At 69.6% G+C, this 22,351-nt stretch carries 26 protein-coding genes, 1 tRNA gene and 1 pseudogene; 9 read left to right on the top strand and 19 right to left on the bottom strand.

Translation table 11 applies throughout. The features are described 5' to 3' along the window. The first annotated feature begins 78 nt into the window (after positions 1-78). Entirely contained in the window at positions 79-399 is a 321-nt protein-coding gene (locus tag BXA11_RS42035) for a transposase (RefSeq protein WP_204053576.1), read from the top strand. Here BXA11_RS42035 and BXA11_RS11570 read toward each other — a convergent pair whose 3' ends face one another. The 5 genes from BXA11_RS11570 to sigJ form a co-directional block, all read right to left on the bottom strand. Then, the gene (locus BXA11_RS11570) at positions 400-1,803 is read right to left on the bottom strand and encodes an FAD-binding oxidoreductase (RefSeq protein ID WP_076434489.1); all 1,404 of its coding nucleotides are present in this window, start codon (positions 1,801-1,803) and stop codon (positions 400-402) included. It lies immediately after the preceding gene. Positions 1,804-1,875: 72 nt separating this feature from the next. Beyond that, positions 1,876-2,334, bottom strand: a complete 459-nt coding sequence (locus BXA11_RS11565) for a carboxymuconolactone decarboxylase family protein (protein WP_076434488.1) — start codon at positions 2,332-2,334, stop codon at positions 1,876-1,878. Positions 2,335-2,456: 122 nt separating this feature from the next. Continuing rightward, on the bottom strand, positions 2,457-2,957 hold the full coding sequence (locus tag BXA11_RS11560; protein ID WP_204053577.1) for a cupin domain-containing protein: 501 nt from the start codon (positions 2,955-2,957) through the stop codon (positions 2,457-2,459). Between the two features lie 14 nt (positions 2,958-2,971). Then, entirely contained in the window at positions 2,972-3,832 is an 861-nt protein-coding gene (locus BXA11_RS11555; RefSeq protein ID WP_239104928.1) for an NADP-dependent oxidoreductase, read from the bottom strand. 258 nt (positions 3,833-4,090) lie between these two features. Further along, positions 4,091-4,981 carry an RNA polymerase sigma factor SigJ gene (sigJ, locus tag BXA11_RS11550; RefSeq protein WP_076434485.1) on the bottom strand — a complete coding sequence of 297 codons (891 nt, stop codon included), beginning with the start codon at positions 4,979-4,981 and terminating at the stop codon, positions 4,091-4,093. Positions 4,982-5,110: 129 nt separating this feature from the next. On the opposite strand from sigJ, the gene BXA11_RS44475 reads away from it, so the two are divergent. Both BXA11_RS44475 and BXA11_RS11540 read left to right on the top strand, forming a co-directional pair. Beyond that, positions 5,111-5,326 (top strand): hypothetical protein, encoded by a 216-nt coding sequence (locus BXA11_RS44475; protein WP_342201284.1) that lies wholly within the window; start codon positions 5,111-5,113, stop codon positions 5,324-5,326. Between the two features lie 372 nt (positions 5,327-5,698). After that, positions 5,699-6,190, top strand: coding sequence for a tyrosine-type recombinase/integrase (locus BXA11_RS11540; protein ID WP_076434484.1), 492 nt, complete (start codon positions 5,699-5,701; stop codon positions 6,188-6,190). Positions 6,191-6,459: 269 nt separating this feature from the next. Here BXA11_RS11540 and BXA11_RS11535 read toward each other — a convergent pair whose 3' ends face one another. Continuing rightward, positions 6,460-6,708 (bottom strand): hypothetical protein, encoded by a 249-nt coding sequence (locus BXA11_RS11535; RefSeq protein WP_076434483.1) that lies wholly within the window; start codon positions 6,706-6,708, stop codon positions 6,460-6,462. After that, positions 6,709-7,053 (bottom strand): DUF6247 family protein, encoded by a 345-nt coding sequence (locus BXA11_RS11530; protein ID WP_076434482.1) that lies wholly within the window; start codon positions 7,051-7,053, stop codon positions 6,709-6,711. It abuts the gene before it with no gap. Positions 7,054-7,282: 229 nt separating this feature from the next. On the opposite strand from BXA11_RS11530, the pseudogene BXA11_RS11525 reads away from it, so the two are divergent. Beyond that, positions 7,283-7,539: pseudogene (locus tag BXA11_RS11525) on the top strand (IS256 family transposase); the annotation flags it as partial. A 125-nt stretch (positions 7,540-7,664) separates the two neighbouring features. Here the strand turns inward: BXA11_RS11525 and BXA11_RS42025 are convergent. The 8 genes from BXA11_RS42025 to BXA11_RS11490 form a co-directional block, all read right to left on the bottom strand. Further along, a complete protein-coding gene (locus tag BXA11_RS42025) occupies positions 7,665-7,853 on the bottom strand; it encodes a hypothetical protein (RefSeq protein WP_143734199.1) in 189 nt (62 codons plus the stop codon). A gap of 153 nt (positions 7,854-8,006) precedes the next feature. Next, positions 8,007-8,081: transfer RNA gene (locus BXA11_RS11520), tRNA-Val, on the bottom strand. A 15-nt stretch (positions 8,082-8,096) separates the two neighbouring features. Further along, on the bottom strand, positions 8,097-9,053 hold the full coding sequence (locus tag BXA11_RS11515; protein ID WP_076434481.1) for an ROK family protein: 957 nt from the start codon (positions 9,051-9,053) through the stop codon (positions 8,097-8,099). Further along, positions 9,050-9,376 (bottom strand): hypothetical protein, encoded by a 327-nt coding sequence (locus BXA11_RS11510; protein WP_076434563.1) that lies wholly within the window; start codon positions 9,374-9,376, stop codon positions 9,050-9,052. The genes BXA11_RS11515 and BXA11_RS11510 overlap by 4 nt, the downstream gene beginning before the upstream one ends. A gap of 71 nt (positions 9,377-9,447) precedes the next feature. Continuing rightward, positions 9,448-9,903 (bottom strand): peroxiredoxin, encoded by a 456-nt coding sequence (locus BXA11_RS11505; protein WP_076434480.1) that lies wholly within the window; start codon positions 9,901-9,903, stop codon positions 9,448-9,450. A gap of 73 nt (positions 9,904-9,976) precedes the next feature. Beyond that, positions 9,977-10,405 carry a DUF3052 domain-containing protein gene (locus BXA11_RS11500; RefSeq protein ID WP_030505660.1) on the bottom strand — a complete coding sequence of 143 codons (429 nt, stop codon included), beginning with the start codon at positions 10,403-10,405 and terminating at the stop codon, positions 9,977-9,979. Between the two features lie 140 nt (positions 10,406-10,545). Further along, positions 10,546-10,899, bottom strand: a complete 354-nt coding sequence (locus BXA11_RS11495; RefSeq protein ID WP_223867350.1) for a YjbQ family protein — start codon at positions 10,897-10,899, stop codon at positions 10,546-10,548. Positions 10,900-10,963: 64 nt separating this feature from the next. Then, the gene (locus BXA11_RS11490; protein ID WP_030505662.1) at positions 10,964-11,158 is read right to left on the bottom strand and encodes a DUF1918 domain-containing protein; all 195 of its coding nucleotides are present in this window, start codon (positions 11,156-11,158) and stop codon (positions 10,964-10,966) included. Positions 11,159-11,723: 565 nt separating this feature from the next. On the opposite strand from BXA11_RS11490, the gene aceE reads away from it, so the two are divergent. Both aceE and BXA11_RS11480 read left to right on the top strand, forming a co-directional pair. After that, entirely contained in the window at positions 11,724-14,477 is a 2,754-nt protein-coding gene (aceE, locus tag BXA11_RS11485; RefSeq protein ID WP_076434479.1) for a pyruvate dehydrogenase (acetyl-transferring), homodimeric type, read from the top strand. A 172-nt stretch (positions 14,478-14,649) separates the two neighbouring features. Next, complete coding sequence (locus tag BXA11_RS11480; RefSeq protein ID WP_239104929.1) at positions 14,650-16,527, top strand: S1 family peptidase; 1,878 nt, start codon at positions 14,650-14,652, stop codon at positions 16,525-16,527. 331 nt (positions 16,528-16,858) lie between these two features. On the opposite strand, the gene BXA11_RS11475 is transcribed toward BXA11_RS11480, so the two are convergent. The 4 genes from BXA11_RS11475 to BXA11_RS11460 all read right to left on the bottom strand — a co-directional run bounded on the left by BXA11_RS11475 (position 16,859) and on the right by BXA11_RS11460 (position 19,929). Further along, on the bottom strand, positions 16,859-17,254 hold the full coding sequence (locus tag BXA11_RS11475; RefSeq protein ID WP_076434562.1) for a VOC family protein: 396 nt from the start codon (positions 17,252-17,254) through the stop codon (positions 16,859-16,861). Positions 17,255-17,449: 195 nt separating this feature from the next. Then, positions 17,450-18,163 carry a helix-turn-helix transcriptional regulator gene (locus BXA11_RS11470; RefSeq protein ID WP_204053578.1) on the bottom strand — a complete coding sequence of 238 codons (714 nt, stop codon included), beginning with the start codon at positions 18,161-18,163 and terminating at the stop codon, positions 17,450-17,452. 221 nt (positions 18,164-18,384) lie between these two features. Next, on the bottom strand, positions 18,385-18,843 hold the full coding sequence (locus BXA11_RS11465; protein ID WP_076434476.1) for a helix-turn-helix transcriptional regulator: 459 nt from the start codon (positions 18,841-18,843) through the stop codon (positions 18,385-18,387). A 69-nt stretch (positions 18,844-18,912) separates the two neighbouring features. Continuing rightward, on the bottom strand, positions 18,913-19,929 hold the full coding sequence (locus BXA11_RS11460; RefSeq protein WP_076434475.1) for a PHP domain-containing protein: 1,017 nt from the start codon (positions 19,927-19,929) through the stop codon (positions 18,913-18,915). A 133-nt stretch (positions 19,930-20,062) separates the two neighbouring features. Between BXA11_RS11460 and BXA11_RS11455 the strand changes: the two genes are divergently transcribed. From BXA11_RS11455 to BXA11_RS11445, 3 genes are read left to right on the top strand one after another with little or no spacing between them, the layout of a single operon-like run. Next, positions 20,063-20,542 (top strand): hypothetical protein, encoded by a 480-nt coding sequence (locus BXA11_RS11455; protein ID WP_239104931.1) that lies wholly within the window; start codon positions 20,063-20,065, stop codon positions 20,540-20,542. A gap of 13 nt (positions 20,543-20,555) precedes the next feature. Further along, positions 20,556-21,719 carry a glutathionylspermidine synthase family protein gene (locus BXA11_RS11450; protein WP_076434474.1) on the top strand — a complete coding sequence of 388 codons (1,164 nt, stop codon included), beginning with the start codon at positions 20,556-20,558 and terminating at the stop codon, positions 21,717-21,719. A gap of 39 nt (positions 21,720-21,758) precedes the next feature. Continuing rightward, the gene (locus BXA11_RS11445; protein WP_030505671.1) at positions 21,759-22,202 is read left to right on the top strand and encodes a DUF350 domain-containing protein; all 444 of its coding nucleotides are present in this window, start codon (positions 21,759-21,761) and stop codon (positions 22,200-22,202) included. The last annotated feature ends 149 nt before the right edge of the window (positions 22,203-22,351 follow it).

Here is a 22,351-nt window from a genome sequence, read left to right as displayed (position 1 = left end):
CTCATCAGCCGGCCATCGTCGATCCATCTGTGCGATGGCTGCGTCGACAAGGGTTTGATCAAGCTGCATGCAGGCATCGTGCCACTTCAAGGCGGTCAGATCCCACCCCCCGAGTTCCGTCGCAGAGTCCTGGACCTGCTGAAGGCGGACCGCACCGTGCAGCAGGTGGCCGCCGATCTGCAGATCAGCGACCAGACCAGCTGCAACTGGCGCAGACAAGACCGCATCGACGCAGGTCCGGAGCCCGGGATCACCTCCAGCGACCTGGCCGAGCTGGTGGCCGCCCGGCGCCGGATCGGCTGCGACACCGAGCAGGACTGGCTCTACTCGAGAGCGGTGGTGCCGGACATGATCGACGAATTGATCACGTCCGGCCCCGCCCGGTCGGCCAGTGTCTGATCAGGCGGCCGGCGCCACGTTGTGGTTGATCCGGAACATGTTGGCCGGGTCGTAGGTCTTCTTGACGGCCGCCAGGCGCTCGTAGCGCTCCGGGCCGTAGATCGCGGCGGCGTCGGTAGCCTCATCCGGCGCGAGGTTGTTCACCAGCCGCCGGTCGCCCCGCCAGGGCTCCATTCCGTCGAGCAGCGCGGCGACCGACTCCTTGAGCCGCTGCTCCTCCGACAGCGGACCGACCTCGACGCCCAACAGGCTGTACGGCAGGCCCCTGGTCGCCACGGCGTTGGGCACCGCCGGCTCCCGGTCCCACGCCCCGCCCAGGGCACGCAGTTCGGCGATCCACAGGGTCGTTTCGGAGCCCGGGCCGACGAGTTCGACCAGCTTGTCCTGCGCCTCCGCGGGGAACTCCCGCAGCATGATGCCCCGTTCGTAGTAGGGCAACGGGTCGGTCGGCTCGTCGTGGATCGACGCGACCTCGGCGTACGGCATGTCCCTCACGGTGTCCAGGACCGCCGGAGCTACCGCCCGCAGCGGCGCTATCATCCGCTCACCGTCCTCGGCCGTGCCGTTGTAGGCGAACCGCAGAGACACCACGAACGCCCCGCGTAGCGGTTCGGGCAGTTCGGGCAGCGGTGGCAGCCGCAGCACGGCGAACGACGAGATCATGGTCTCCGGTGTGCCGGGGTGCCAGGCGGTCCAGGCGCGCAGCACGTCGGCCATCCGCTCACCGGGGAAGTAGATGCCGCCGCCGTAGAGGCGGGGCACCGGGAACAAGGCGAATTCCAGCGCGGTGACCACTCCGAAGTTACCCTTGCCGCCGCGCAGCGCCCAGAACAGTTCGGGTTCGGACTCCGCGTCGACATGCCGCAGTTCGCCGTCCGCGGTCACCACCTCGAGCGAGCGCACATGGTCGGCGGCGTAGCCCTGGGAGCGGCCGAGGGTCGGGCTGAGGCCGCCGCCCAGGGTGTAACCGGAGACTCCCACCGTGGGATTCGACCCGTTCAGCGGGGCCAGCCCGTCCTTGGCCGCCCTCTCGACGACCTCGGACCATATCGCTCCGGCGCCGACCCGGGCAGTGCGGCCGACCGAGTCGATGGCCACGTCATTCATCCGATGGGTCGCGATCACGACGGCGCCGTGCGCCGGGCCGACCATCTGGTGGCCGGTGGTCTTCACCAGGACCGGCCGGTGCTGCCCCGCCGCGAACGCGACGGCTGCCTGGACATCGGCAGCGCTCTCCGCCACCACGATCAACGCGGGCACCAGCTCGTGATTCAGGTTGAAGACGGCGCGTTCCTCGTCGTATCCCGCGTCGCCCGGCAGCAGAACCGAACCTGCCACCGCGGCCACGAGGGCCGCGGCATCTTCCGGAAGGACCGGCGGCAGGGACGAATCGTCGAAAGTCATTACATACATCCTGTTACTAGTGCAAATATTCCGGAGCCGAGACAACCGGACGGGCCGGTGTCACCGTGGAGGTCAGCCGCCGACGGGGTACCGGCTCGTGATCGCGACGCGGTTGAAGGCGTTCATCACGGTTGCCAGCCAGGCGACTGCCGAGATCTGGTCTGCGGTGAGTACGGCCGCGGCGGCGTCGAAGTCCTCGTCGCTGACGTGTCCGTCCGGCACGCGTGTGATCGCCTCGGTCAGGCGGAGGGCGGCGCGGTCGGTCTCGGAGAAGTAGTCGGTCTCTGCCCAGGCGGGCAGCACGGCGATCCGGTCGGGATTCTCGCCCTTCTTCAGGGCGGCGCGGGTGTGCATGCGCAGGCAGAACGCGCAGCCGTTGATCTGGGAGGCGCGGATCCTCAGCAGCTCGACCAGGAGCGGGTTGAGGCCCGCCGCGGCAGCGGCCTCTTCCACCTCCGACGACAGGGCGATGAGGGCCTTGTAGGCGGCCGGGTGCTGCTCGCCGATGTTGACGCGCTGGTGGTTGGTCATGGTTTCTTTGATTCCTTGGTGGTCTGCGCCGCGCCCTTCGGGCGCGTCTTGGTGGCGGGTGGTGTGTGTTCTGGCAGGGGCAGAGTTCGTGCGGAGTGTTGCCGCCCGCTGCGTGCCCAGGGCTATGAGCCCGGGTCGTTGACCTTGAGCTCTTCTCCGGTGTTGGAGACGAAGACGACCAGCAGCTTCGCCGGTTCCGTCTGACTGGGATTTTCCGTGAGCTGGTGGTGGGCGCCCGGCTGCTCGACCCAGTTCTCGCCCTGATGGAACGTACGCACCGGCTCGCCGGTGACCTGGCTGCGAACAGTGCCCTCGAGCACGAAGGCGTAGACGAACGCCGAGCCGTGCCGGTGCGGCATCGCGCGTGCAGTCGGTGGGAGGGTGACGATCGCCGAGGTGAACGTCTTGCCCTTGACGTTCGGAAGCGCCTGTGTGAGCAGAGGCGTCAGGGTTTCGGACGGTGGCTTCGAAACCGCGGCGGCGGACGGCGCCTTGGCAGTCACAGGTTTCGCGGCGGCGACTGACGCCTTGCTCATTGCGGGCTCTGCTGTCGAAGCGCATCCGGTGACCGTGGCCACCAGGCCGACAGCCAGAAGGCCACCGGCAATCCGCGTTCCAATCACGATGGCTCTCCTACTCAGTCTTCCGTGACACGGATGATCGTCTTGCCGGGGATGCGCCTGCCGGGGGCGAACGCCGCGGGTGCCTCGGCGAGCGGCCGCACAGCACCGACGAGCGGCTTGAGCCGGCCGTCCCTCAGCCGTGTGGCGAGGTCGGCGAGCCGGGCGCGGTCGGGTTCGACGACGAAGAAGACCGCCCGCCCGTCCCTGGGCTGGACCTTGGGCGGCAGGACGATGGTGACGAGCGTGCCGCCGGCGCGCACCAGCGCGGCCGAGCGGTCGAGGATGTCGCCGCCGATCACATCGAACACGACGTCGACCTCGCCGACGTCCTCGAGCTTCTCAGTCTGCAGGTCGACGAAGGTGTCGGCGCCGAGACCGAGTACCCCGTCCCGGTCGGCGGCCCGGCCGGTGCCGATCACTCGGGCGCCGGCCTCGCGCGCGAGCTGTACCGCGATCGAGCCGACTCCGCCCGCGGCGCCGTGGATCAGGACGGTCTGGCCCGTGGTGAGGCGGCCGTGGTCGAACAGGCCCTGCCAGGCGGTCAGCCCGGAGATCGGCAGCGCGGCGGCCACGGTGTGGTCGATGTCCGCCGGCAGCGGGGCGAGGTTGCGTGCCTCCACCGCGGTGTACTCGGCGAGCGTGCCGTTGCGGGTCCAGTCGGCCAGGCCGAACACCCGCTGTCCGACGCTCAGGCCGGTGGTGCCGTACCCCAGCTCTACGACGACACCGGACAGCTCGTGCCCGGGCACGCTCGGCGTCCTGTCGCGGCCGGCGCGATCGGTCCACGTGGCGGGCCAGTCCAGCTCGCCAGGGGTGAAGCCGGCGGCGTGCACCCGCACGATGACGTCGTTCTCGGCCGCATGGGGGTAGGGCATGTCCGTCAGGGACATCCCGGCAAGACCGGCGTTACGGTCTCGCACAGTGATGGCTTGCATACAGGTCCTTACTGGGAGGGGCGACTCGAGCGCACAGCCTGTTCACACGCAGGACTCACAGCGGCTCGTCATCGGGGTGACGCAGCAGGTGGATGTATGCCGTTCTGCAGGATCGACCCACCTGCTGTCGTGTATTCCTTCGTCGCCCGTTTTGCGTTCTCATCAGGGAGACGAGGTAGCCCCTCCGGGTGTGACAGCTCAGACGCGCACGAGTTTGTCGGGATTGATAACCCTGCGGTACGCGGTGATCAGACCGTCTGCGATCTGGACCGTGTCGACGGAGTAGACCCGGCCCTCCCGGTGGAACACGAGGGCGAGCTCGCCGCCGACCTCGACGACGTCGATGCGGTCCAGGTGCCACTGGCGCCCCACACGCACCATCACCTCGGCGATGCGCTCACCGCCGTGGATGAGCTTGCGTGCCGCGGAAACCTTGCCGCCGCCATCGGTGACGTATACGGCGTCCGGGTGCAGCAGCCTGACCAGGCCGGCCAGGTCCCCGGCCTCGTAGGCGGCGCGGAAGACCGTGAGGACGCGTTCGCGCTCCGCCTCCGACGCCTGCGGCGTGGACTGCTTCGCCTTGGCCACCCGCCGTCGTGCCCGCGAGGCGAGCTGCCGGGCACCGGGCCCGGAGACGTCCAGCACTTCGGCGATCCGGGCGAACTCAAGGCCGAAGACATCGTGCAGGACGAAGGCCACCCGTTCCGGGGGGCTCAGCTCTTCCATGATCAGCAGCATCGCCGAACTGATGGACTCGTCGACGAGAACCGGCTGCGACGCGTCCGGCCCTGTCAGCAGCGGCTCCGGCAGCCACGGCCCGACATAGGTCTCCCGGCGGAAACGGGCACTCTTGAGGATGTCGTACGACCGCCGCGCGGCCACCGTCACCAGCCAGGCCTGCAGATCACCGATGTCTCGCAGATCCGCTCCGGTGGCCCGCAGCCACACGTCCTGGGTCACATCCTCGGCATCGGCCACACTCCCCAGCAGCCGGTAGGCCACACCGAAAACCGCGGGCCGGTGCCTCTCCCATTCGGCTCCGAGCGGGTCCTCCTGCTCAGACCGTCCGGGCCCGTGCCCGTCACCCATACAAATCGCAACCTCCCCCAGCTTGCGCATCCAGCGTAGCTATCCGGACTCGGGATCTTCGAAGACAGCTCCGCGAAAGCGAGCCAGCTCGCGCACACGCCCGATCACCTCGGCTACGCGGGCCGCCGCGTGCTCGTCTCCCGGAAGTGGTCGAACAAGACGCTGACCGAGCACAAGCAGGACCGGCGTACCTGGGTCCTGGAAGCCCTTGGCCTGCCTGACGAGCGGTCGATCCCCACCGCTACATCTGGCGACCGGTCAAGCCCGGTGATCCCGACTTGGCCCCGGTCGGCGTGCGGCTGCTCCGCTCGGTCCACGGACGACAGCGCTGGCGCAACCACATGAACCAGCTCCAGGCGCTTCTCCGGCGGCACGTCGCTCCGTATTTCGGCAGCGTCCCCCTCGGGAAGATCAATACGGAAATGGTCCGCGAGTGGCGCGCGACCCTGGCGAGCAGCGGCATCGGGGCAACGGAGATCGCGAAGGCGTACCGGTTCCTGCGGGCCGTGCTCATGACCGCGACGGACGACCAGCTCATCCCGCGCAACCCCTGCCGCATTCGGGGTGCCGGCGAGGAGAAGTCGGAAGAGCGGCCGGTCCTCACGGTGGCCCAGGTCTTCCAGCTCGCCGACCTGGTGCCGGTACGGCTGCGCGCGTTGATCCTGCTCGCCACCCTCGCAAGCCTGCGGTGGGGCGAGGTCGCGGGCGCTGCGGCGGATGGACCCGGACCTGAACGCCGGGACCGTCAGCGTTCGGCAACAGCACGTCGAGTCGGACACGGGCGAACTCCTCGCCGGGCCGCCCAAGTCCCGTGCCGGTCTGCGGACGGTGGCGATCCCAGAGGCGATCATTCCGGCGCTGCGACAGCACCTCGACCAGTTCACCGAGTGGGAACCGACCGCGCTCGTCTTCGCCGGTGCGAACGGCGGCATCCTGCGGCGCAGCAACTTCCGGGGGGCCGCCAAGTGGAGCGAGACGACCCGCAAGCTCGGTGTTCCCGGGCTCCACTTTCACGATCTTCGCCACACCGGGAACACGATCGCGGCCAGTGCCGCTTCCCTCCGCGACCTGATGGCCCGCATGGGCCATGACAACGTGCGCGTCGCGATGATCTACCAGCACCGCACGGCTGAGGCGGACCACAAGATCGCCGATGTCATGAACGGCAAGATCGCACAGGTCCTACCGACCGAGGCGAGTGGTCACTGAACAAGATCGATTACGTTCGCTGATGGCACGTCAATGGCACGAGCCCCGTTTTCCTGAGGGAGACGGGGCTCTTTTCGCAGGTGGGCGGTACTGGGTTCGAACCAGTGACCCCTCCCTTTGTAAGTCAACCCAGGAAAGGGCGGGACCAGCGGCACCCGCGCCGACCTGGGCGTACAGTTCACCGTTGTCCACCGCCATCCAGGCTCGTCCACGGCGATTGTCACCCAGATAGTCACCCAGTGCGGCCATGCCTGAGAGCAGCCGGACGGTTAGATCCACTGCACACGAACGATGTACACCTCGCGCTGGGGCTCCAATGCGAAATAGGTCACCAGCCCACGCTCCCCAAACGGCATGACCCGCATGTTGCCGTCGGGCTTGCTTGGCGACTGCGGTCCACCGGCCCAGGGCTCAAGCTCAATCAGGTCCAGTACCCCGGCCAGATACCGCAAGGCATCGTCCGGCAGGGCCGCGATCTGTTCTTGAGCGACAGGATCGGGTTCGACAATCGAGTACACCTACCGCTCGACCCCGCGCTCCGCCAGCAGTTGGCGCCACGTCTTGCCGCCCCGAGGAATCGGTTGGCCGGCGTCGGCCAGTTCCTGGACGTGGGCAGCCCGCTCGTAGACGTCTCTGCGGCCCTGCGGATCTTTGACGGAGTCGCACGCGATCAGCCACCAGGTGTGGATGAACTCGCTCAACCGACCGAGGTCCAAACTGGCGCGGACCTCAGCCAGGACGACGTCAAGACCTGCGTCGAACCCCTCTCGGTCCTGGGGCACGACCAACGCTCTACGGATGGCACGCAGATTCTTCTCCGGAAGAGGACCTTCGGGGGTGAACTCCTGCGGTTGCGCGCTCATGCCGTCAGTCTACGTACAGGCACTCGATGCGGCCCAGGCAAACACAGGACTTGAGGAAGTGATCGCACGCGGACCGACGTGCAAGTCCAGGAGAGCAATGCTTAGAACCTGTAGATCTTCAGGGAAGGGGTGTGCCTTCCCGATGATCATGTAGGTCTCCGCAACGGCTACCACCAGGCGCGCGAGGTGCTTACCGCGGCCGGCGCCATCGAGGTCCGCGCGCCGCGTGCATCGCGTGCATCTGCGCACGACCAACCCGATCGAGTGATGTTCGCCACGGTCCGGCACCGCACCAAGGTCACCAAAGGCCCCGGATCCCAGGCGGCCGGGCTGGCCATGGCCTTCAAGCTGATCGAATCGGCCCAGGCCCGCTGGCGCGCGGTCAACGCTCCCCACCTCGTTGCCCTGGTCCGCGCCGGAGCGACCTTCATCAACGGCAAGCTCCTCGAACGCCCCGACGATCAGCCCTCACCAGCAGCTGCTTAGGAACTCGTGATCCACAGGTCTTGACGAGTGCTCAGTCCAGGACGTGACTCCCCGACTACTGGGGCGCACGAGCGCCCCACCGCCTGACGAAGATCGAGATGAAGACCAGTGTCGTAGGGGCCGTGTCAGCACCCCATGTCCGAGCGCAGGATCTCTTCATGCCTCTCGGCAAGGTCCGGCTCCGCCTCGAACGACGCAACGAAGGGGAGGTGACGCTCCGCCGGGGCGGACTCGGTCAGCCGCTCTCGAACCTGCTCCGTAGCGGACGGCAACTGATTCCTCCGGTGCTGCACTTCCTCGCGGATGACACTCACGCTCCCAGTCTGTTGTCACTGAGGGACGCCGACCATGATTACGGTGTCGAGAGGAAGCCGTGGCGGCGAGATCAGACGGGTCAGAACCCAAAGCTAATGGCACGTTGACCGCACGAAGCCCCGTACCGTGATCGCTACGGGGCTTGTTTCGGCTGGTGGGCGGTACTGGGTTCGAACCAGTGACCCCTCGCTTGTAAGGCGAGTGCTCTACCGCTGAGCTAACCGCCCGGACCGGACTACACCTTACGACACCGACCCGCCTCTCAGCACATCGAGTGACCAGCCGGCGCCCGCGTCGCCGTCTCCCGCCGCCTGCCAGCCGAGGAGGGCCGCACCCAGCATGCCCGCCCGAGGGCCCAGGGCGGCCGGGCGTACGGGCGGGGGCTCCCGGAAGGCCAGCCGGCCGGCGAGCCGTTCCCGTAACGGGTCGAACAGGGCCGCACCGGCCTCGGCCAGGCCGCCGCCGATGACGATCAGGGCCGGGTCGAGCACGAGCACGTACGACGCGAGGGCGATGGCCAGGGCCTCGATCGCCTCGCCGAACACCTCGGCGGCCACCGGGTCTCCCGCGACCGCGAGTTCGACGACCTCCTTCGCGGTCGCCGTACGGCCGGAGCGGCTCGTGAAGCGGCGGGCCACGGCCGAGGCGGAGGCGTAGGTCTCCAGGCAGCCGATCTGCCCGCAGGCGCACTTGTCCCCCGCCGGCCAGACGGACGCGTGCCCGATCTCGCCGCCCCAGCCGTGCGCGCCGCCGTACGGCTCGCCGCGGAGCACCACCGCTCCCGCGATGCCGGTGCCGATGGGCAGGAAGAGGAAGTCGGCGACGTCGCGGCCCGCGCCGAAGACGCTCTCGGCCAGGCCGCCCGTGCGGACGTCGTGGCCGAGCCGCGCCGGAACGCCGGGAGGGGTGAACGCCTCGGCGGGCACGTCCCGCCAGCCGATGTTGGCCGAGTAGACGGCGGTGGACGCGGTGACGATGCCCGGGACGGCCAGGCCCACCCCGGCGGGCTCGGCGCCGTACCGGGAGCGGCCGAGGTCGGCGATCTCGCCGGCGTAGGCGCGCACGGCGTCCACGACCGCGCCGGGGCCGTTCTCACGCCCCGTGGGGCGCCCGGCGAGGACGGTGACCTCGCCCCACCGGGTGACGAGGCCGCCCTTCATGGAGGTGCCGCCCACGTCCAGTGCGACGACGTACGTCACGAGCGGCCCAGGACGCGGTCGAGTGCCGCCTCCACCTCCGCGGCGAGGCCGGGCATGCGGGCGGAACCCGGCGAGCCGGCCGTGACGAGCGGCTCGCCGGCGCGGGCGAGCCGCACCTCACCGCAGGAGCGGCACTCGATCTCCCCCAGGCGGCAGATCAGCGCGATCGAGCCGCACGAGGCGCACGTGTCGAGATCGAGGTCGTGCACACGCTGGCAGTCCGGGCAGACGAGGACCTGCGCTTCGCGACGCACCCCGCGCTTCCAGGGGCTGGCGCCGCGGACGGGGTCGGTCTGCCGGGCCCCGCACCTGTAGCAGGGCATCGTGGCCTCCAATGGGGCGAGTCGGAGTCGGAGTCGAATATGTCAGTGCCCGGGGGCGGGCAATGAAACGATCAGATGTCCGCGAGCGCCTTCCGGTACTCGTCGAGATCGCGTGCGGAACCGATCGGGTTGACGACCTTCCAGCGCACGACGCCTTCGCCGTCGATGATGAACGTGCCCCGGAGCGCGAGGCCCCTGTCCTCATCGAGGACACCGTACGCCCGGGCGACCTCACCGTGGGGCCAGAAATCCGACAACAGGGGGAAGGAGAAGCCCTCCTGGTCGGCCCAGGCGCGCTGACTGAACATCGAGTCGACCGACACCGCCAGCACCTGGACGTGCGAAGGCAGCGAGCGGGCGAGCTCGTCGCGAATGGCCGCGAGCTCGCCATGGCAGACGGGACTGAAGGACAGGGGATAGAAGACGAGCATCACCGTTCTGCCCCGCAGGCCGGACAGGCGCACGGGAACGCCGTGCTGGTCCTTGAGCGTGAAATCCGGAGCCCGCTGCCCGACCTCTATCGCCATGAGCAGTCCCTCCCCAGGTGTCCGCCCATCATCCTGCCGTACGGCATCCCCAGGCCGTACGGCAGGGCAATACTCAGCGGCGGGCCTTCGGGGCGACGAGCCTCGTGCCCGACCAGTCCCTGGCGGCGCTCACGCTGCTCGTCTGCGACAGCCCGGCGGTCGCCGCGTCCTCACCGATGTCGCTGGGCTCCACGTGGCCCTCGCGCCCCGCCTTGGGGGTCAGCAGCCAGATCTGGCCTCCGTCGGCGAGTGCGGTCATCGCGTCGCTCAGCGCGTCGAAGAGGTCGCCGTCGCCGTCACGCCACCAGAGCAGCACCACGTCGACGACGTCCTCGTAGTCCTCGTCCACCAGCTCGTTGCCGGTCAGCTCCTCGATGGACTGGCGCAGCGCCTCGTCGCAGTCCTCGTCCCAGCCGACCTCCTGCACCACCTGACCGGCTTTGAGGCCGAGTCGTTCGGCCAGGCCGCGCTCGTCCTGCGCCTGACCCGCGGTCGCGCTCACGTTTATCCCTCCTGCTTGGGTGACCCCGCCGATGTTTGCGGTTGTCCCGGCTCGTTGAGAGCCATGCTTCGGCACAGTCCACACGCTGCGACCCTTCGTCGTCAACGGTCGCCACGGCGGGTGACCCGCACCGTTATCTCTTAATCGGTCAAAAACGACAAACGTACACGCCTGTCGGGGTTGTCGACGTTGAGGTCGATCAGGGCGACCGACTGCCAGGTCCCCAGTGCCAGCCTGCCCCCGAGGACGGGAACGGTCGCGTACGGCGGAATGAAGGCGGGCATGACATGCGACCTCCCGTGCCCACGGGAGCCGTGCGCATGCCGCCACCGGTCGTCCGCCGGCAGCAGGTCCCCCAGAGCGGCCAGCAGGTCCTCGTCGCTGCCGGAGCCGAGCTCCAGTAGCGCCACGCCCGCCGTCGCGTGCGGGACGAAGACGTGCAGCAGCCCGTCTCCCCCGCACTCGCGCACGAAATCGGCGCACTCCTTCGTCATGTCGTGCACGCGCTCGCGCGCGCCGGTCCGCACCTCGATCACCGTCGATTTCACATCCGCGATATTACGATTCGCGCTGAGCTGGGAGGACGACGGCATCCGGGCCGGGGAAGACGAGCGCCTCGTGCCCATCCTCGTACTTCACCAGGAACGGCGGGCCGCCCTCCGGACCGCGGACCTCGACGATCACACCGTGCTTCTCGTGGTCGCCCACGACGGCACCGTGCACCACCAGCCGGTCCCCAACCGTTGCGTGCATCTCGGTCCCCCTCTCTCCAGAGCCTTGTACGGCTATCGCCACCTGGAAAGAGCAGAAACCCCCCTCTCCTCAGAGGAAGGGACAACTCATACCAAAACGTTACGTGGCCGTCCCACCACCACCGGCCCCGTACGGCCGTTTCCTGCGACATGCCGTGGACCTGGAGACAGGCGAGGCGAAAGGGCACCGAAGACGATTACGGAATGGCGAGGACCGCGACCGCGCGGCGACTTCGCCCGCGCTTCCGGGTAGGGCGCGGTCAGGCCGGGTAGGGAGCCTCCGACCAGGCATGATGTGACGTCCGCGATCTCGCGACGCCCCCGGCGGAGGTCGGGAATGGATGGTTGGTAAAAATCGTCCTACCATCGGTGGTCTAGGCCAAGACCTGCCCCGTAGCCAGCGCGGACGGTCCGGTTACCGGGCGGTAGAGATGCACTTTCCGGTGGGACGAGACAGGATGGAAGAAGACCGCAACGCCGCGATCATGCGCTGACCGCATCGCAGCAGGCAACACAGACGTAACAGATCCGACGAGACAAAGTCCATTCTCGGAAGGCGAGACCCAGTGGCTTCCGGACGCCAGCGTTATTCGATCATCAGTGACGGCCTACCCAGCCAGTTGCCTGATGTCGATCCGAGCGAGACCAACGAATGGCTCGAATCGCTCGACAACGTCATCAAGACCGAGGGCCGCACTCGTGCCCGCTACCTGATGCTCCGGCTGCTCGAGCGCGCCCGCGAACACCAGGTCGGCGTGCCCGGCCTGCGCAGCACGGACTACATCAACACCATCCCCCCGGAGCGCGAGCCCTGGTTCCCCGGGGACGAGTACGTCGAGCGCCGCATCCGGGCCTACATCCGCTGGAACGCGGCGGTGATGGTGACCCGTGCCAACGCGCGGACCAACGTCGGCGGCCACATCGCCACCTACGCGTCCGCGGCCTCGCTTTACGAGGTGGGCTTCAACCACTTCTTCCGCGGCAAGGACCACGGGGAGTCGGGCGACCAGATCTTCATCCAGGGCCACGCGGCCCCGGGCATCTACGCCCGCGCCTTCCTGGAGGGCCGCCTCGACGCGCCGCAGCTCGACGCGTTCCGCCAGGAGCTGTCCCACGGGATCAAGGGCCTGCCGTCCTACCCGCACCCGCGGCTGATGCCGAACTTCTGGGAGTTCCCCACGGTCTCCATGGGTCTCGGCCCGATCGGTGCGATCTACCAGGCGCGGTTCAACCGCTACCTGCTCAGCCGCAAGATCAAGGACACCAGCCGCAGCCATGTCTGGTGCTTCCTCGGCGACGGCGAGATGGACGAGCCCGAGTCGCTCGGCGCGATCGGCGTGGCCGCCCGCGAGGAGCTCGACAACCTCACCTTCGTCATCAACTGCAACCTGCAGCGGCTCGACGGGCCGGTACGCGGCAACGGCAAGATCATCCAGGAGCTGGAGTCGTACTTCCGCGGCGCCGGCTGGAACGTCATCAAGGTCGTCTGGGGCCGTGACTGGGACCCGCTGCTCGCGGCCGACGTCGACGGCGTGCTGGTCAACCAGATGAACACCACGCCCGACGGGCAGTTCCAGACCTACTCGGTCGAGTCGGGCGCCTACATCCGCGAGAACTTCTTCGGCGGCGACCCGCGCCTGCGCAAGATGGTCGAGCACATGACCGACGACGACATCCGCAAGCTGTCGCGCGGCGGCCACGACTACCGCAAGGTGTACGCCGCGTTCAAGGCGGCCCGCGAGCACGTCGGCCAGCCGACCGTCATCCTGGCCCAGACGATCAAGGGCTGGACGCTCGGCAAGGACTTCGAGGCGCGCAACGCCACGCACCAGATGAAGAAGATGAGCAAGGCCGAGCTCAAGGAGTTCCGCGACCGGCTCTACCTGCCCATCCCGGACAAGGACCTCGAGGCCGACCTCCCGCCGTACTTCCACCCGGGCGAGGACAACGACGAGATCGCCTACATGAAGGAGCGCCGGGCGGCGCTCGGCGGCTACCTGCCCAAGCGGGTCGTACGCGCCAAGCCGCTCAAGCTTCCCGGCGACCCCGTCTACTCGGGCCTGCGCAAGGGCTCCGGCAAGCAGAACGTCGCCACCACGATGGCGTTCGTCCGCCTGCTCAAGGACCTCATGCGGGACAAGGAGATCGGCGCCAGGTTCGTGCCGATCATCCCGGACGAGGCCCGCACGTTCGGTGTGGACGCGATGTTCCCGACCGCCAAGATCTACTCGCCCCACGGGCAGACGTACGAGGCGGTCGACCGCGAGCTGCTGCTGTCGTACAAGGAGTCGACCGAGGGTCAGATCCTGCACGAGGGCATCAGCGAGGCCGGCTCGATGGGCTCGGTCCTCGCGGCGGGCTCGTCGTACGCCACCCACGGCGAGCACATGATCCCGGTCTACATCTTCTACTCGATGTTCGGGTTCCAGCGGACCGCCGACCAGATGTGGCAGCTCGGCGACCAGATGGGCCGGGGCTTCCTGCTCGGCGCGACGGCCGGCCGCACCACGCTGAACGGCGAGGGCCTGCAGCACGAGGACGGCCACACGCCGCTGATCGCCTCGACCAACCCCGCGGCCGTGGCGTACGACCCGGCGTGGGCGTTCGAGATCGCGCACATCGTCAAGGACGGCCTGCGGAGGATGTACGGGGAGCACCCCGAGGACGTCTTCTACTACCTGACCGTCTACAACGAGCCCTATCCGCAGCCGGCCGAGCCGGAGGGCGTGGACGTGGAGGGCATCCTCAAGGGCCTCTACCTCTACGCCCCGGCGACGGGCGACGGGCCGAAGGCGAACATCCTGGTGTCCGGCGTCGCCGGCCCGTGGGCGCTGGAGGCGCAGCGGATGCTGGCGGAGGACTGGGGCGTGTCGGCCTCGGTCTGGTCGGCCACCTCCTGGAGCGAGCTGCGCAGGGACGCCCTGGACGTCGAGGAGCACAACCTGCTCAACCCCGACGCCGAGCAGCGCGTGCCGTACGTGACCACCAAGCTGTCGGGTGTGCCGGGGCCGTTCGTGGGCGTCAGCGACTACATGCGCGCCGTCCCGGACCAGATCGCCCAGTGGGTGCCCGGCGACTGGACCTCGCTCGGCACCGACGGTTTCGGCCTGTCCGACACGCGTTCTGCGCTGCGCCGCCACTTCCACGTGGACGCGGCCTCGATCACGCTGGCGGTGCTGACGCAGCTCGTACGGCGCGGCGAGATCAAGGCCGAGACGCTGCAGGAGGCCGTCGCCCGTTATCACCTCAAGAACGGGGTGACCGAGGTGGTGGCTCAGCAGACCCCGGAGACCAACGACACCCAGTCGATGGGCGTCTGATCCGCGGATCGTCCGGCGGCCCCCGCTCCGGCGGGGGCCGCCGTCGTCTCCGGGTCGTCTCCGGCGCCCTCACCCCACCTGAGCGGCGCGGATGCGGCGTTGCAGCGCGCCACCGGCCGGTCCCAAGCCACCTCCAAGCAAGAGACAAGACCGTTCCATCACTCTTGCGGCCGTGGATGGAAATCTCAGGAAATACTTCGGCAGACTGACCGGAGGGATGGCCGCGACGGCGGCGTTCGCCCTGCTCGTCGTGGCCGCTCCCGCTTCGGCGGACACGGGGGACGAGGTCCCCGTCGGCACCCGGCTGGCCGCTCGCACCCACCCGGCCGTGCAGCTCACCAGCATCACCTACTCCGGCGAGGTCGTCGTCCCGAGCAGCCAGGCCAAGGAAGCCGCGTGGGACCAGCTGACCAACGAGGCCACCCGGGCCGTGCTCGCCGGCAAGATCCCCTCCGACGAGCGGAGCATCGCCAAGTTCCTCTTCCAGCGCGTGGCGGCCGACGTCGACCGGTATCTCCAGCCCGTCGGCCCAGAGCGCACGGTCAAGGCGCAGGTCGGCGGCATGTGCACGGGCTGGTGGGTGACCCCCGACGGCTACATGGTCACCGGCGCGCACTGCGTCGAGATGAGCAACGAGGAGCTGTCGCAGACCTTCGCGCAGCAGGCGCTGGAGAAGTTCAACAAGCAGGACGCGAAGGACATGATCAACGCCCTGCGGAACTTCGAGGCCGACAAGGAGATGATCGAGCTCGTCCAGCAGATCTACGTCACCTTCAACAGCACCCACCTGGAGATCCGCGGCCTGCGCAAGAGCCTGTCGGTCCTGCAGAGCCTGCCCGGCGGCGGCGTCGACAAGACGGCCAAGGAGGTCCCGGCCGAGCTGGTGTCGGTCGGCGAGAGCTACCCGGGCAAGGACTTCGCGCTGCTCAAGGTCAACGGCCAGCAGAACCTGCCGACCGTGCCGCTCGGCGACGACGCCGACGTGCAGACCGGCGACACGCTCTACATCAGCGGCTTCCCCGGCCTGGTGACAAACACGCCGTGGTTCAGCATCGAGTCGAAACTCGACCCCGCGCTGACCGAGGGACCGTACAACGCCAAGCGCAGCACGCAGGAAGGCGTGCCGTACATCCAGACGCAGGCGCCCTCCTACCACGGCAACTCCGGGGGTCCCGTCTTCAGCCGTGCGGGCAAGGTCGTCGGCATGCTGATCGCCGGCACCGTGAGCGAGAACGGCGAGGCGTCGGAGAACGAGAGCTTCGTGCTCCCGGTCTCGATCATCAAGGAGAAGCTCAACGAGAAGAACGTCAAGCCCGCCGCGTCGCTGACGACGACGAAGTACAACGAGGCGCTCGACGACTTCTTCCAGCGGCACTACAAGGACGCGCTGCCGAAGTTCCGCGAGGTGCAGGCGCTGTTCCCGGGCCACCCTTACGTCGCGAAGTACATCACCGACTCGCAGCAGGCGATCTCGTCCGGCAAGGACGAGACCCCGCAGCCGGTGTGGCTGTGGGCCGCCGCCGGCGCCGGTGTCCTGATCGTGATCGGCGGCGGCGTCCTGCTGCTGCTCCTCATGCGCAGGCGCAGGAAGAGCTCCTCCTCTCCGCAGGGCCGGTCGCCCTCGCCCGCGTACGGCGGGCCGTATCCCGGCGTGAACGGCGGCGGCTTCCCGGCGCAGGCGGGCGGCGGCTACGACCGGCAGGCGGTGAACGGCCAGGTGCTCCACGAGCTGCCCGGGCTGCCGCAGGGCTGGCAGCCGCAGAGCCTGCCGCCGGCCAACGGCCACCAGCCCGGGCGGGCGGGCGGAGGCTACGAGGCCGCACGCGCGCACGACCACGATCCCCAGCGGCCGGGCGGGGGCTACGATCCCCAGCGGCCCGACGGCGCGACGCAGTACGTGCGTCCCGCTCCCTCGCCCTACGGGCAGCAGCGGTCGCAGGCCGCGGCGGGACAGGGCCCGGGCGAGTCCGGCGCTCCGGACGTCGCCGACCTGGAGCGGGAGATCGCCGAGCTGCGCCGCCAGTTGCAGCACCGGCAGCCGGAGGCGTGACGAGGCCCGCCTCGGCGCCCGTCGGTATCGGTCCGCGTGTCTCCACCGGACAGACGAAGCAACCGCAGACGGAGCAACCGGGCACGACGCAACCGCCGCCGGCCTTTCTCGCAGGCACCGCCACCGCAGGCGTGGCGACGCGCCGCCGCCGGCCGCCCGTTCGGCACCTCGAACGGGCGGCCGGCGGACCCCACCCGGCCGGCGGGGGCGGGGTACGGCCGTCCGAGCGCCCTGACGGCCCGGAGGGGAAGGGCCCGGAGGGAAAGGCGCCGCAGGGGAAGCACGGGGGATCCCGGCGGGCGTTCGGACGGCCTGGGTGCGCTCCGGCCGGTCAGGAACCGGCGGGAGCGAAGACGCCGAAGAGGTTGCCGGACGTGTCGTGGAGGTAGGCGAAGTCGGGGCCGCCCTCGTTGCCCACGACCTGGCTGAGCACCTTCCCGCCCAGGGCCTCCACCGTGCGGCAGGTCTCGGCCACATCCCGCACGAGCACCGTGAAGACGGCGTGACCGGGCATGTCGCCGCGGGTGCCGAACACGCCGCCGCGCACCCCGTCGTCACCGCCGTAGCTGATGAGCCGGTAGTCCATGCCCATGGCGGCCGAGCCCTCGTCCGTGCGGAACCGCCAGCCGAACAGGTCGCCGTAGAAGCGCTGGACACCCTCGGGGTCGTCGCTCGCGATCTCGAACCACGCGACGGTGTTGACGGCGGGGGCGGCGGGAGTGGTCATCATCGGTCTCTTTCTCTGTTGCCTCTGCGGGCGTTGCTCTCCTGGGCGACGGCTCCGGCGGCGGCGTGACGAGCGGGGAAGGTGCTCGGTGGGCCACGGCCGGTTCCTCGTCGTGTGAGTAGAGCCTCCCGCTCTCCGGCGACACCCCCCTGTCGGCGTTTCCAGAAACTCACGAACATTTTTTCGAAACAACGGTCAGTCGAGCACCGGTGTGCGCGCGATCATGTCCGGCACGCAGGCGTCGAACGCCTCCAGGGGCCGGCCGGGCACCGGGTCCTCGGTGAGGACGGCCTCGACGATGCGGTCGAGCCGGAAGACGCGGACGGCGTCGCGCAGCCGGCACCAGGCCACCAGATACCACCACCCGCTCCGCCCGCCGACGAACGCCCCGGGCTCCACCTCCCTGGTCGTCAGCACGCTCTGAGCGTCGCCGTAGTGGATGCGTAAGACGACCCCCTTGAGCAGGGCCTCCTCGATGACCCTGCCGATCGACCCGGTGTATCGGGACTCCGGCTTGTCGTCGGTGAGGATCTGCACGCGGGCGGCCAGTTGCCGGGCCCGGTCCCCCTCTGGGCCGGGCATGGCGGCGACGAGCTTGCGCAGCGCGCTGCGCGCCTCGTCGGCGAAGGGCTGCTGTTCTGTGCGGCTGAGGGCGATCGCCACCGCCACGGCCTCGGCGGGGGTGAAGTTGAGCGGGGGCAGGGACATGCTCTTGTCCAGCGCGTACCCTCCCCTGCGCCCGACCTCCGCGTAGATCGGCACGCCTGCCTGCTGCAGCGCGGAGATGTCCCGCTCTATGGTCCGCGAGCTCACCTCGAAGCGCAGGGCGAGCTCACGCGCGGACCGGCAGCGCGGGGAGATCGCCCGCAGGTCCTCGACGATCGCGTAGAGCCGGTCGGTACGGTTCACGCCGCAGAGGGTAGGCCACCCCACCGACATTTCTCGCTGACGCGTTCGACTACATCCCGTCGGCGCAGGTCGGCGCAGACGTCACAGCGGCGCGTGGATTCGCGGGCCGGCACGACTCCGCCGCTCCCGGCGGCGCCTCCCGGGGTTCGGCCGGGGTTCGGCCGGGGTTCGGCCGGACGAACCCGCGGCACGGCGCGCGGACCGGTCGGCGGACGGCAGGGTCAGCCGCCGACGGCCTCGGCGAGCTCGGCGAGACGGTCGCGGCCCGGCTCGGGGAAACGCTCGTCCATGACCTCGGCCCAGGAGATGCGGTCGAGCCGGAAGACGCGCACGTCGTCGCGTAACCGGCACCAGGCCACCAGATACCAGTGCCCGCCCCTGCCTCCGAGGCAGATGCTCGGCTCGACGTCCCTGACGGTGGGCACGCCCTTGCTGTTGACGTACTCCAGGCGCAGCACGTGCCGCCCGCGCAGCGCCCTGTCGATGGCGCGCTTCACGGAGTCGGGGCCCGCGAGCGCGTACCCGCCCTGGTCGAGCCGGATCGGGACGCCGGCCTCCCGAAGCTTCGCGACGTCGCGCACGACGGTGCTCTTGCTGACCCCGAGACGCGAGGCGAGCTCGCGGGCCGGCAGGCATCCGGCGGATTCCAGCTCCTTCACCAGCGCGTCGCGGCGTTTCATGATTCGACGCTACGTCGATCAGTCCGGCGAAACCCACACAACACGCCTCACTCGGACGCCACAGCACTATCACCCCACGTCCGCGGCAATCCCCCAGGGGCGGGTGTTGCGGATGCGCTCGGGCGGTATCCCGCACAGGGCCGCGCGCTCGCACCCGAACCGCTGCCAGTCGAGCTGGCCGGGTGCGTGGGCGTCGGAGTCGATCGCGAACTCGCAGCCCATCTCGTACGCCAGCCGCATCAGGCGCTTGGGCGGGTCGAGCCGGTCGGGCCTGGAGTTGATCTCCACCGCGACCCCGAACCTCCGGCACGCCTCGAAGACGATCTCGGCGTCGAACCGGGACTCCGGCCGCCCGCGCCCGCGTACGACGCGGCCGGTGCAGTGCCCGAGGACGTCCACGTCGGGGTCTGCCACCGCCGCGACCATCCGCCGGGTCATGTCCGCGGCCTCCATCCGCAGCAGCGAGTGGACGCTCGCCACCACGACATCGAGCCGTTCGAGCAGCTCCGGCTCCTGGTCGAGCGAGCCGTCCGCGGTGATGTCCACCTCGATGCCGGTCAGGATCCGGAACGGCGGGCCGCCGTCCCCCGCGTACCGCTCGTTGAGCTCGGCGACCACGTCGAGCTGCCGCCGCAACCGGTCGGCGGACAGGCCGTGCGCGACGGTCAGCCGGGGCGAGTGGTCGGTCAGCGCCAGGTACTCGTGACCGAGCGAGCGGGCGGCGTCGGCCATCTCCTCGATGGGCGAACCGCCGTCCGACCAGTCGGAGTGGCTGTGGAAGTCGCCGCGCAGCGCGGACCGCAGCGCCTGCGCGGCCTCGTCCAGGTCGACGTCCTTGGTGTCCTCCAGCCGCCGCAGGTAGGTCGGCACGGCGCCGTCCAGCGCCTCGGTGACGGCCAGAGCCGTGACCTTGCCGATGCCCCGCAGCTCGGTCAGGCCGCCGGTGCGCGCGAGCCGTACGAGCTCCCCCCTGGGCAGGTCCTCGATCGCGGCGGCGGCGCCCCGGAAGGCGCGCACGCGGTAGGTCGGCTCGCCGGCCCGTTCCAGCAGGAAGGCGATGCGCTTCAGCGCCTCGACGGGATCCACATGCGCACGCTACCCGGCGTACGGAATCTCAGCCGGGAACGCGGATAACAGAGTCATCAGGAACCCCGCGCCTGCCTGTCCCGTTCGTCCAACCAGACGATAATGTGTGCCGATCTCGACAGCAGGAGCCCGATTGGCAGAGCCCGGGGAGAGCCCCCCACCGACGACGCCACCCGGCGGCTCCTCCGTGCCCCCGCACCCCATGGCCATGGGCACGCCACCGCCGGGAACGCCGCCGCCGTCGCGCGGCATCAAGTCCTCCACGGCGATCAAACTGGGCACCCTGGGTGTGCTGTCCGTCCTCGTCGTCGGTTTCTGCGCGGCGCAGGACGACTACGAGGAGGTCGGCGCGGACTGCGTGGACACCTCGACGCTCAACCCGGACGGGTCGTATCTGGTCGTCGACGACGACCTCTGCGACGACGACGGCGGCAGTGGCAGCCACTACTACGGCTCGCACGGCGCGTACCGCTGGTACTACGGCGGCACCCGGAACGGCGGCCGGGTCTACCACGGCACGACGGTCCGGCCGGCCGACGCCCACATCTCGACCCGGTCGGGGCGGGTCGTGCAGCGGGGCGGCTTCGGCTTCCACTCCCGCGGCGGCGGCTGAGCGGGGCCGGCACATGCGCAGGCTGAGCTCGGCGCCCAGGGAGGACTGGGCCGCCCTCGTCGAGTCACAGGGGCTCGCGTTCCACCGCTCCGCCCACCCCGAGGGCCTCACCCGGCCCTACTGGGACGAGAGCGTCCACTACGTCTTCACCATGGACGAGGTCCTGGCCCTGGAGGAGCAGGTCGAGGAGCTGCACCGGATGTGCCTGGCCGCGGCCGACCACATCGTGACCTCCGGCCGGTTCGCCGACCTCGGCATCCCCCCGCACTGCCGCGCGGCCGTCGCGGAGTCGTGGCGGCGGCGCGACCCGCACGTCTTCGGCCGGTTCGACCTGCGTTACGACGGCACAGGGCCGGCCAAGCTGCTGGAATACAACGCCGACACCCCGACGAGCTTGGTCGAGAGCTCCGTCGTGCAGTGGTTCTGGCTGAAGGACGTGTATCCGGAAGACGACCAGTGGAACTCGATCCACGAGCGCCTGGTCGACCGCTGGAAGTCCCTCACGCTCCAGACGGGCCCGGCCCACTTCGCGTGGACCAGCGCCGACGAGACGGGCGAGGAGGCGATGACCATCGGCTACCTCCAGGAGACCGCGGAGCAGGCCGGGCTGGTCACGGCGGCGATCGCCATGGAGGACATCGGCTGGGACGCGCTCAACCACAGGTTCGTCGACATGGAGCACCGGGTCGTCCGGACACTGTGCAAGCTGTACCCCTGGGAGTGGATCGTCGCCGAGCCGTTCGCGCCGCACGCGCTCGCCCAGCAGGTCTCCATGACATGGATCGAGCCGCTGTGGAAGATGCTGCTGTCCAACAAGGCCCTGCTGGCGATCCTGTGGGAGCTCTACCCGGGCCACCCGAACCTGCTGCCCGCCTACCTCGACGGTCCCCGCGAGCTGGCCGCCGGCCCCGGCTACGTGCGCAAGCCGCTGCTCGGCCGCGAGGGCGCCTCGATGCGGATCGCCGCGCCGGGCGTCGAGGTGGAGACGGACGGCGACTACGGCAGGGAGGGCTTCGTCCACCAGGAGTTCCTGCCGCTGCCGGATTTCGACGGCTGGCGTCCGGTGCTCGGGGCGTGGGTGGTCGACGACGAGTCGGCCGGGCTCGGCATCCGGGAGACCTCCGGCCTCGTCACCGACGACACGTCCTCTTTCGTCCCCCACCGCATCCGCGGCTGAAATCCCCCACCGTATCCACGGCTGAAAGCGAAGGCCCCCGTGAACACGACAACCTCCATCGCCGACGTGCTCGCGCACGGCGCCCTGGCGATCCTCGCGTACGCCATCCTGGGCGTGCTGCTGCTCGTCGCCGGGTTCTACGTCATCGACCTGGCGACGCCCGGACGGCTCAGCAAGATCATCCGCACCGACCGCAATCCCAACGCCACGGCGCTGGCCGCCTCCAGCGTCGCCGGCGTCGGGCTCGTCGTGGCGGCCTCCATCTGGTCGTCGGGCGGCGCCCTGCAGGAGGGGCTGCTGGCGACGCTCGTGTTCGGCCTGGTAGGCATCGCCGTGCAGACGCTCGGCATGGTGGCCTTCGACAAGGTCGCCGGCATCTCGGTGCGCGAGCTCGTCCGGGAGACCACGCTGCAGCCCGCCGCCGTCCTCCTCGGCGTGACGCACTTCTTCATCGGCCTCATCACGGCCGTCGCCGTCATCTGACCCGTACGGACGTCGTCGTCCCGCGCCGCTGAAAGATTCATGGGCGCGCACGAGGAGGCCCAGGTGGGAGCGCCGGGCGTCCCGCCGAGGGGTTTCCGGAGATACGCCCGTATAGACCGTTCCCTCCCGAAGGGCCTACTCTCCTCCTC

Origin of the sequence: Microbispora rosea, assembly GCF_900156315.1 — a bacterium.
GTDB lineage: Bacteria > Actinomycetota > Actinomycetes > Streptosporangiales > Streptosporangiaceae > Microbispora > Microbispora rosea.
The sequence above is the reverse complement of the archived record's forward strand: the minus strand, read 5'-3'. Positions and strand labels throughout refer to the sequence as shown.

Coding starts and splice junctions, on each gene's coding strand:
- BXA11_RS11570 (WP_076434489.1), bottom strand. CDS start 1,803: ATGACTTTCGACGATTCGTCCCTGCCGCCGGTCCTTCCGGAAGATGCC.
- BXA11_RS11565 (WP_076434488.1), bottom strand. CDS start 2,334: ATGACCAACCACCAGCGCGTCAACATCGGCGAGCAGCACCCGGCCGCC.
- BXA11_RS11555 (WP_239104928.1), bottom strand. CDS start 3,832: ATGCCCTACCCCCATGCGGCCGAGAACGACGTCATCGTGCGGGTGCAC.
- sigJ (WP_076434485.1), bottom strand. CDS start 4,981: ATGGGTGACGGGCACGGGCCCGGACGGTCTGAGCAGGAGGACCCGCTC.
- BXA11_RS11540 (WP_076434484.1), top strand. CDS start 5,699: ATGGACCCGGACCTGAACGCCGGGACCGTCAGCGTTCGGCAACAGCAC.
- BXA11_RS11530 (WP_076434482.1), bottom strand. CDS start 7,053: ATGAGCGCGCAACCGCAGGAGTTCACCCCCGAAGGTCCTCTTCCGGAG.
- BXA11_RS11510 (WP_076434563.1), bottom strand. CDS start 9,376: ATGCCCTGCTACAGGTGCGGGGCCCGGCAGACCGACCCCGTCCGCGGC.
- BXA11_RS11505 (WP_076434480.1), bottom strand. CDS start 9,903: ATGGCGATAGAGGTCGGGCAGCGGGCTCCGGATTTCACGCTCAAGGAC.
- BXA11_RS11495 (WP_223867350.1), bottom strand. CDS start 10,899: ATGACGAAGGAGTGCGCCGATTTCGTGCGCGAGTGCGGGGGAGACGGG.
- BXA11_RS11490 (WP_030505662.1), bottom strand. CDS start 11,158: ATGCACGCAACGGTTGGGGACCGGCTGGTGGTGCACGGTGCCGTCGTG.
- BXA11_RS11475 (WP_076434562.1), bottom strand. CDS start 17,254: ATGACCACTCCCGCCGCCCCCGCCGTCAACACCGTCGCGTGGTTCGAG.
- BXA11_RS11465 (WP_076434476.1), bottom strand. CDS start 18,843: ATGAAACGCCGCGACGCGCTGGTGAAGGAGCTGGAATCCGCCGGATGC.
- BXA11_RS11450 (WP_076434474.1), top strand. CDS start 20,556: ATGCGCAGGCTGAGCTCGGCGCCCAGGGAGGACTGGGCCGCCCTCGTC.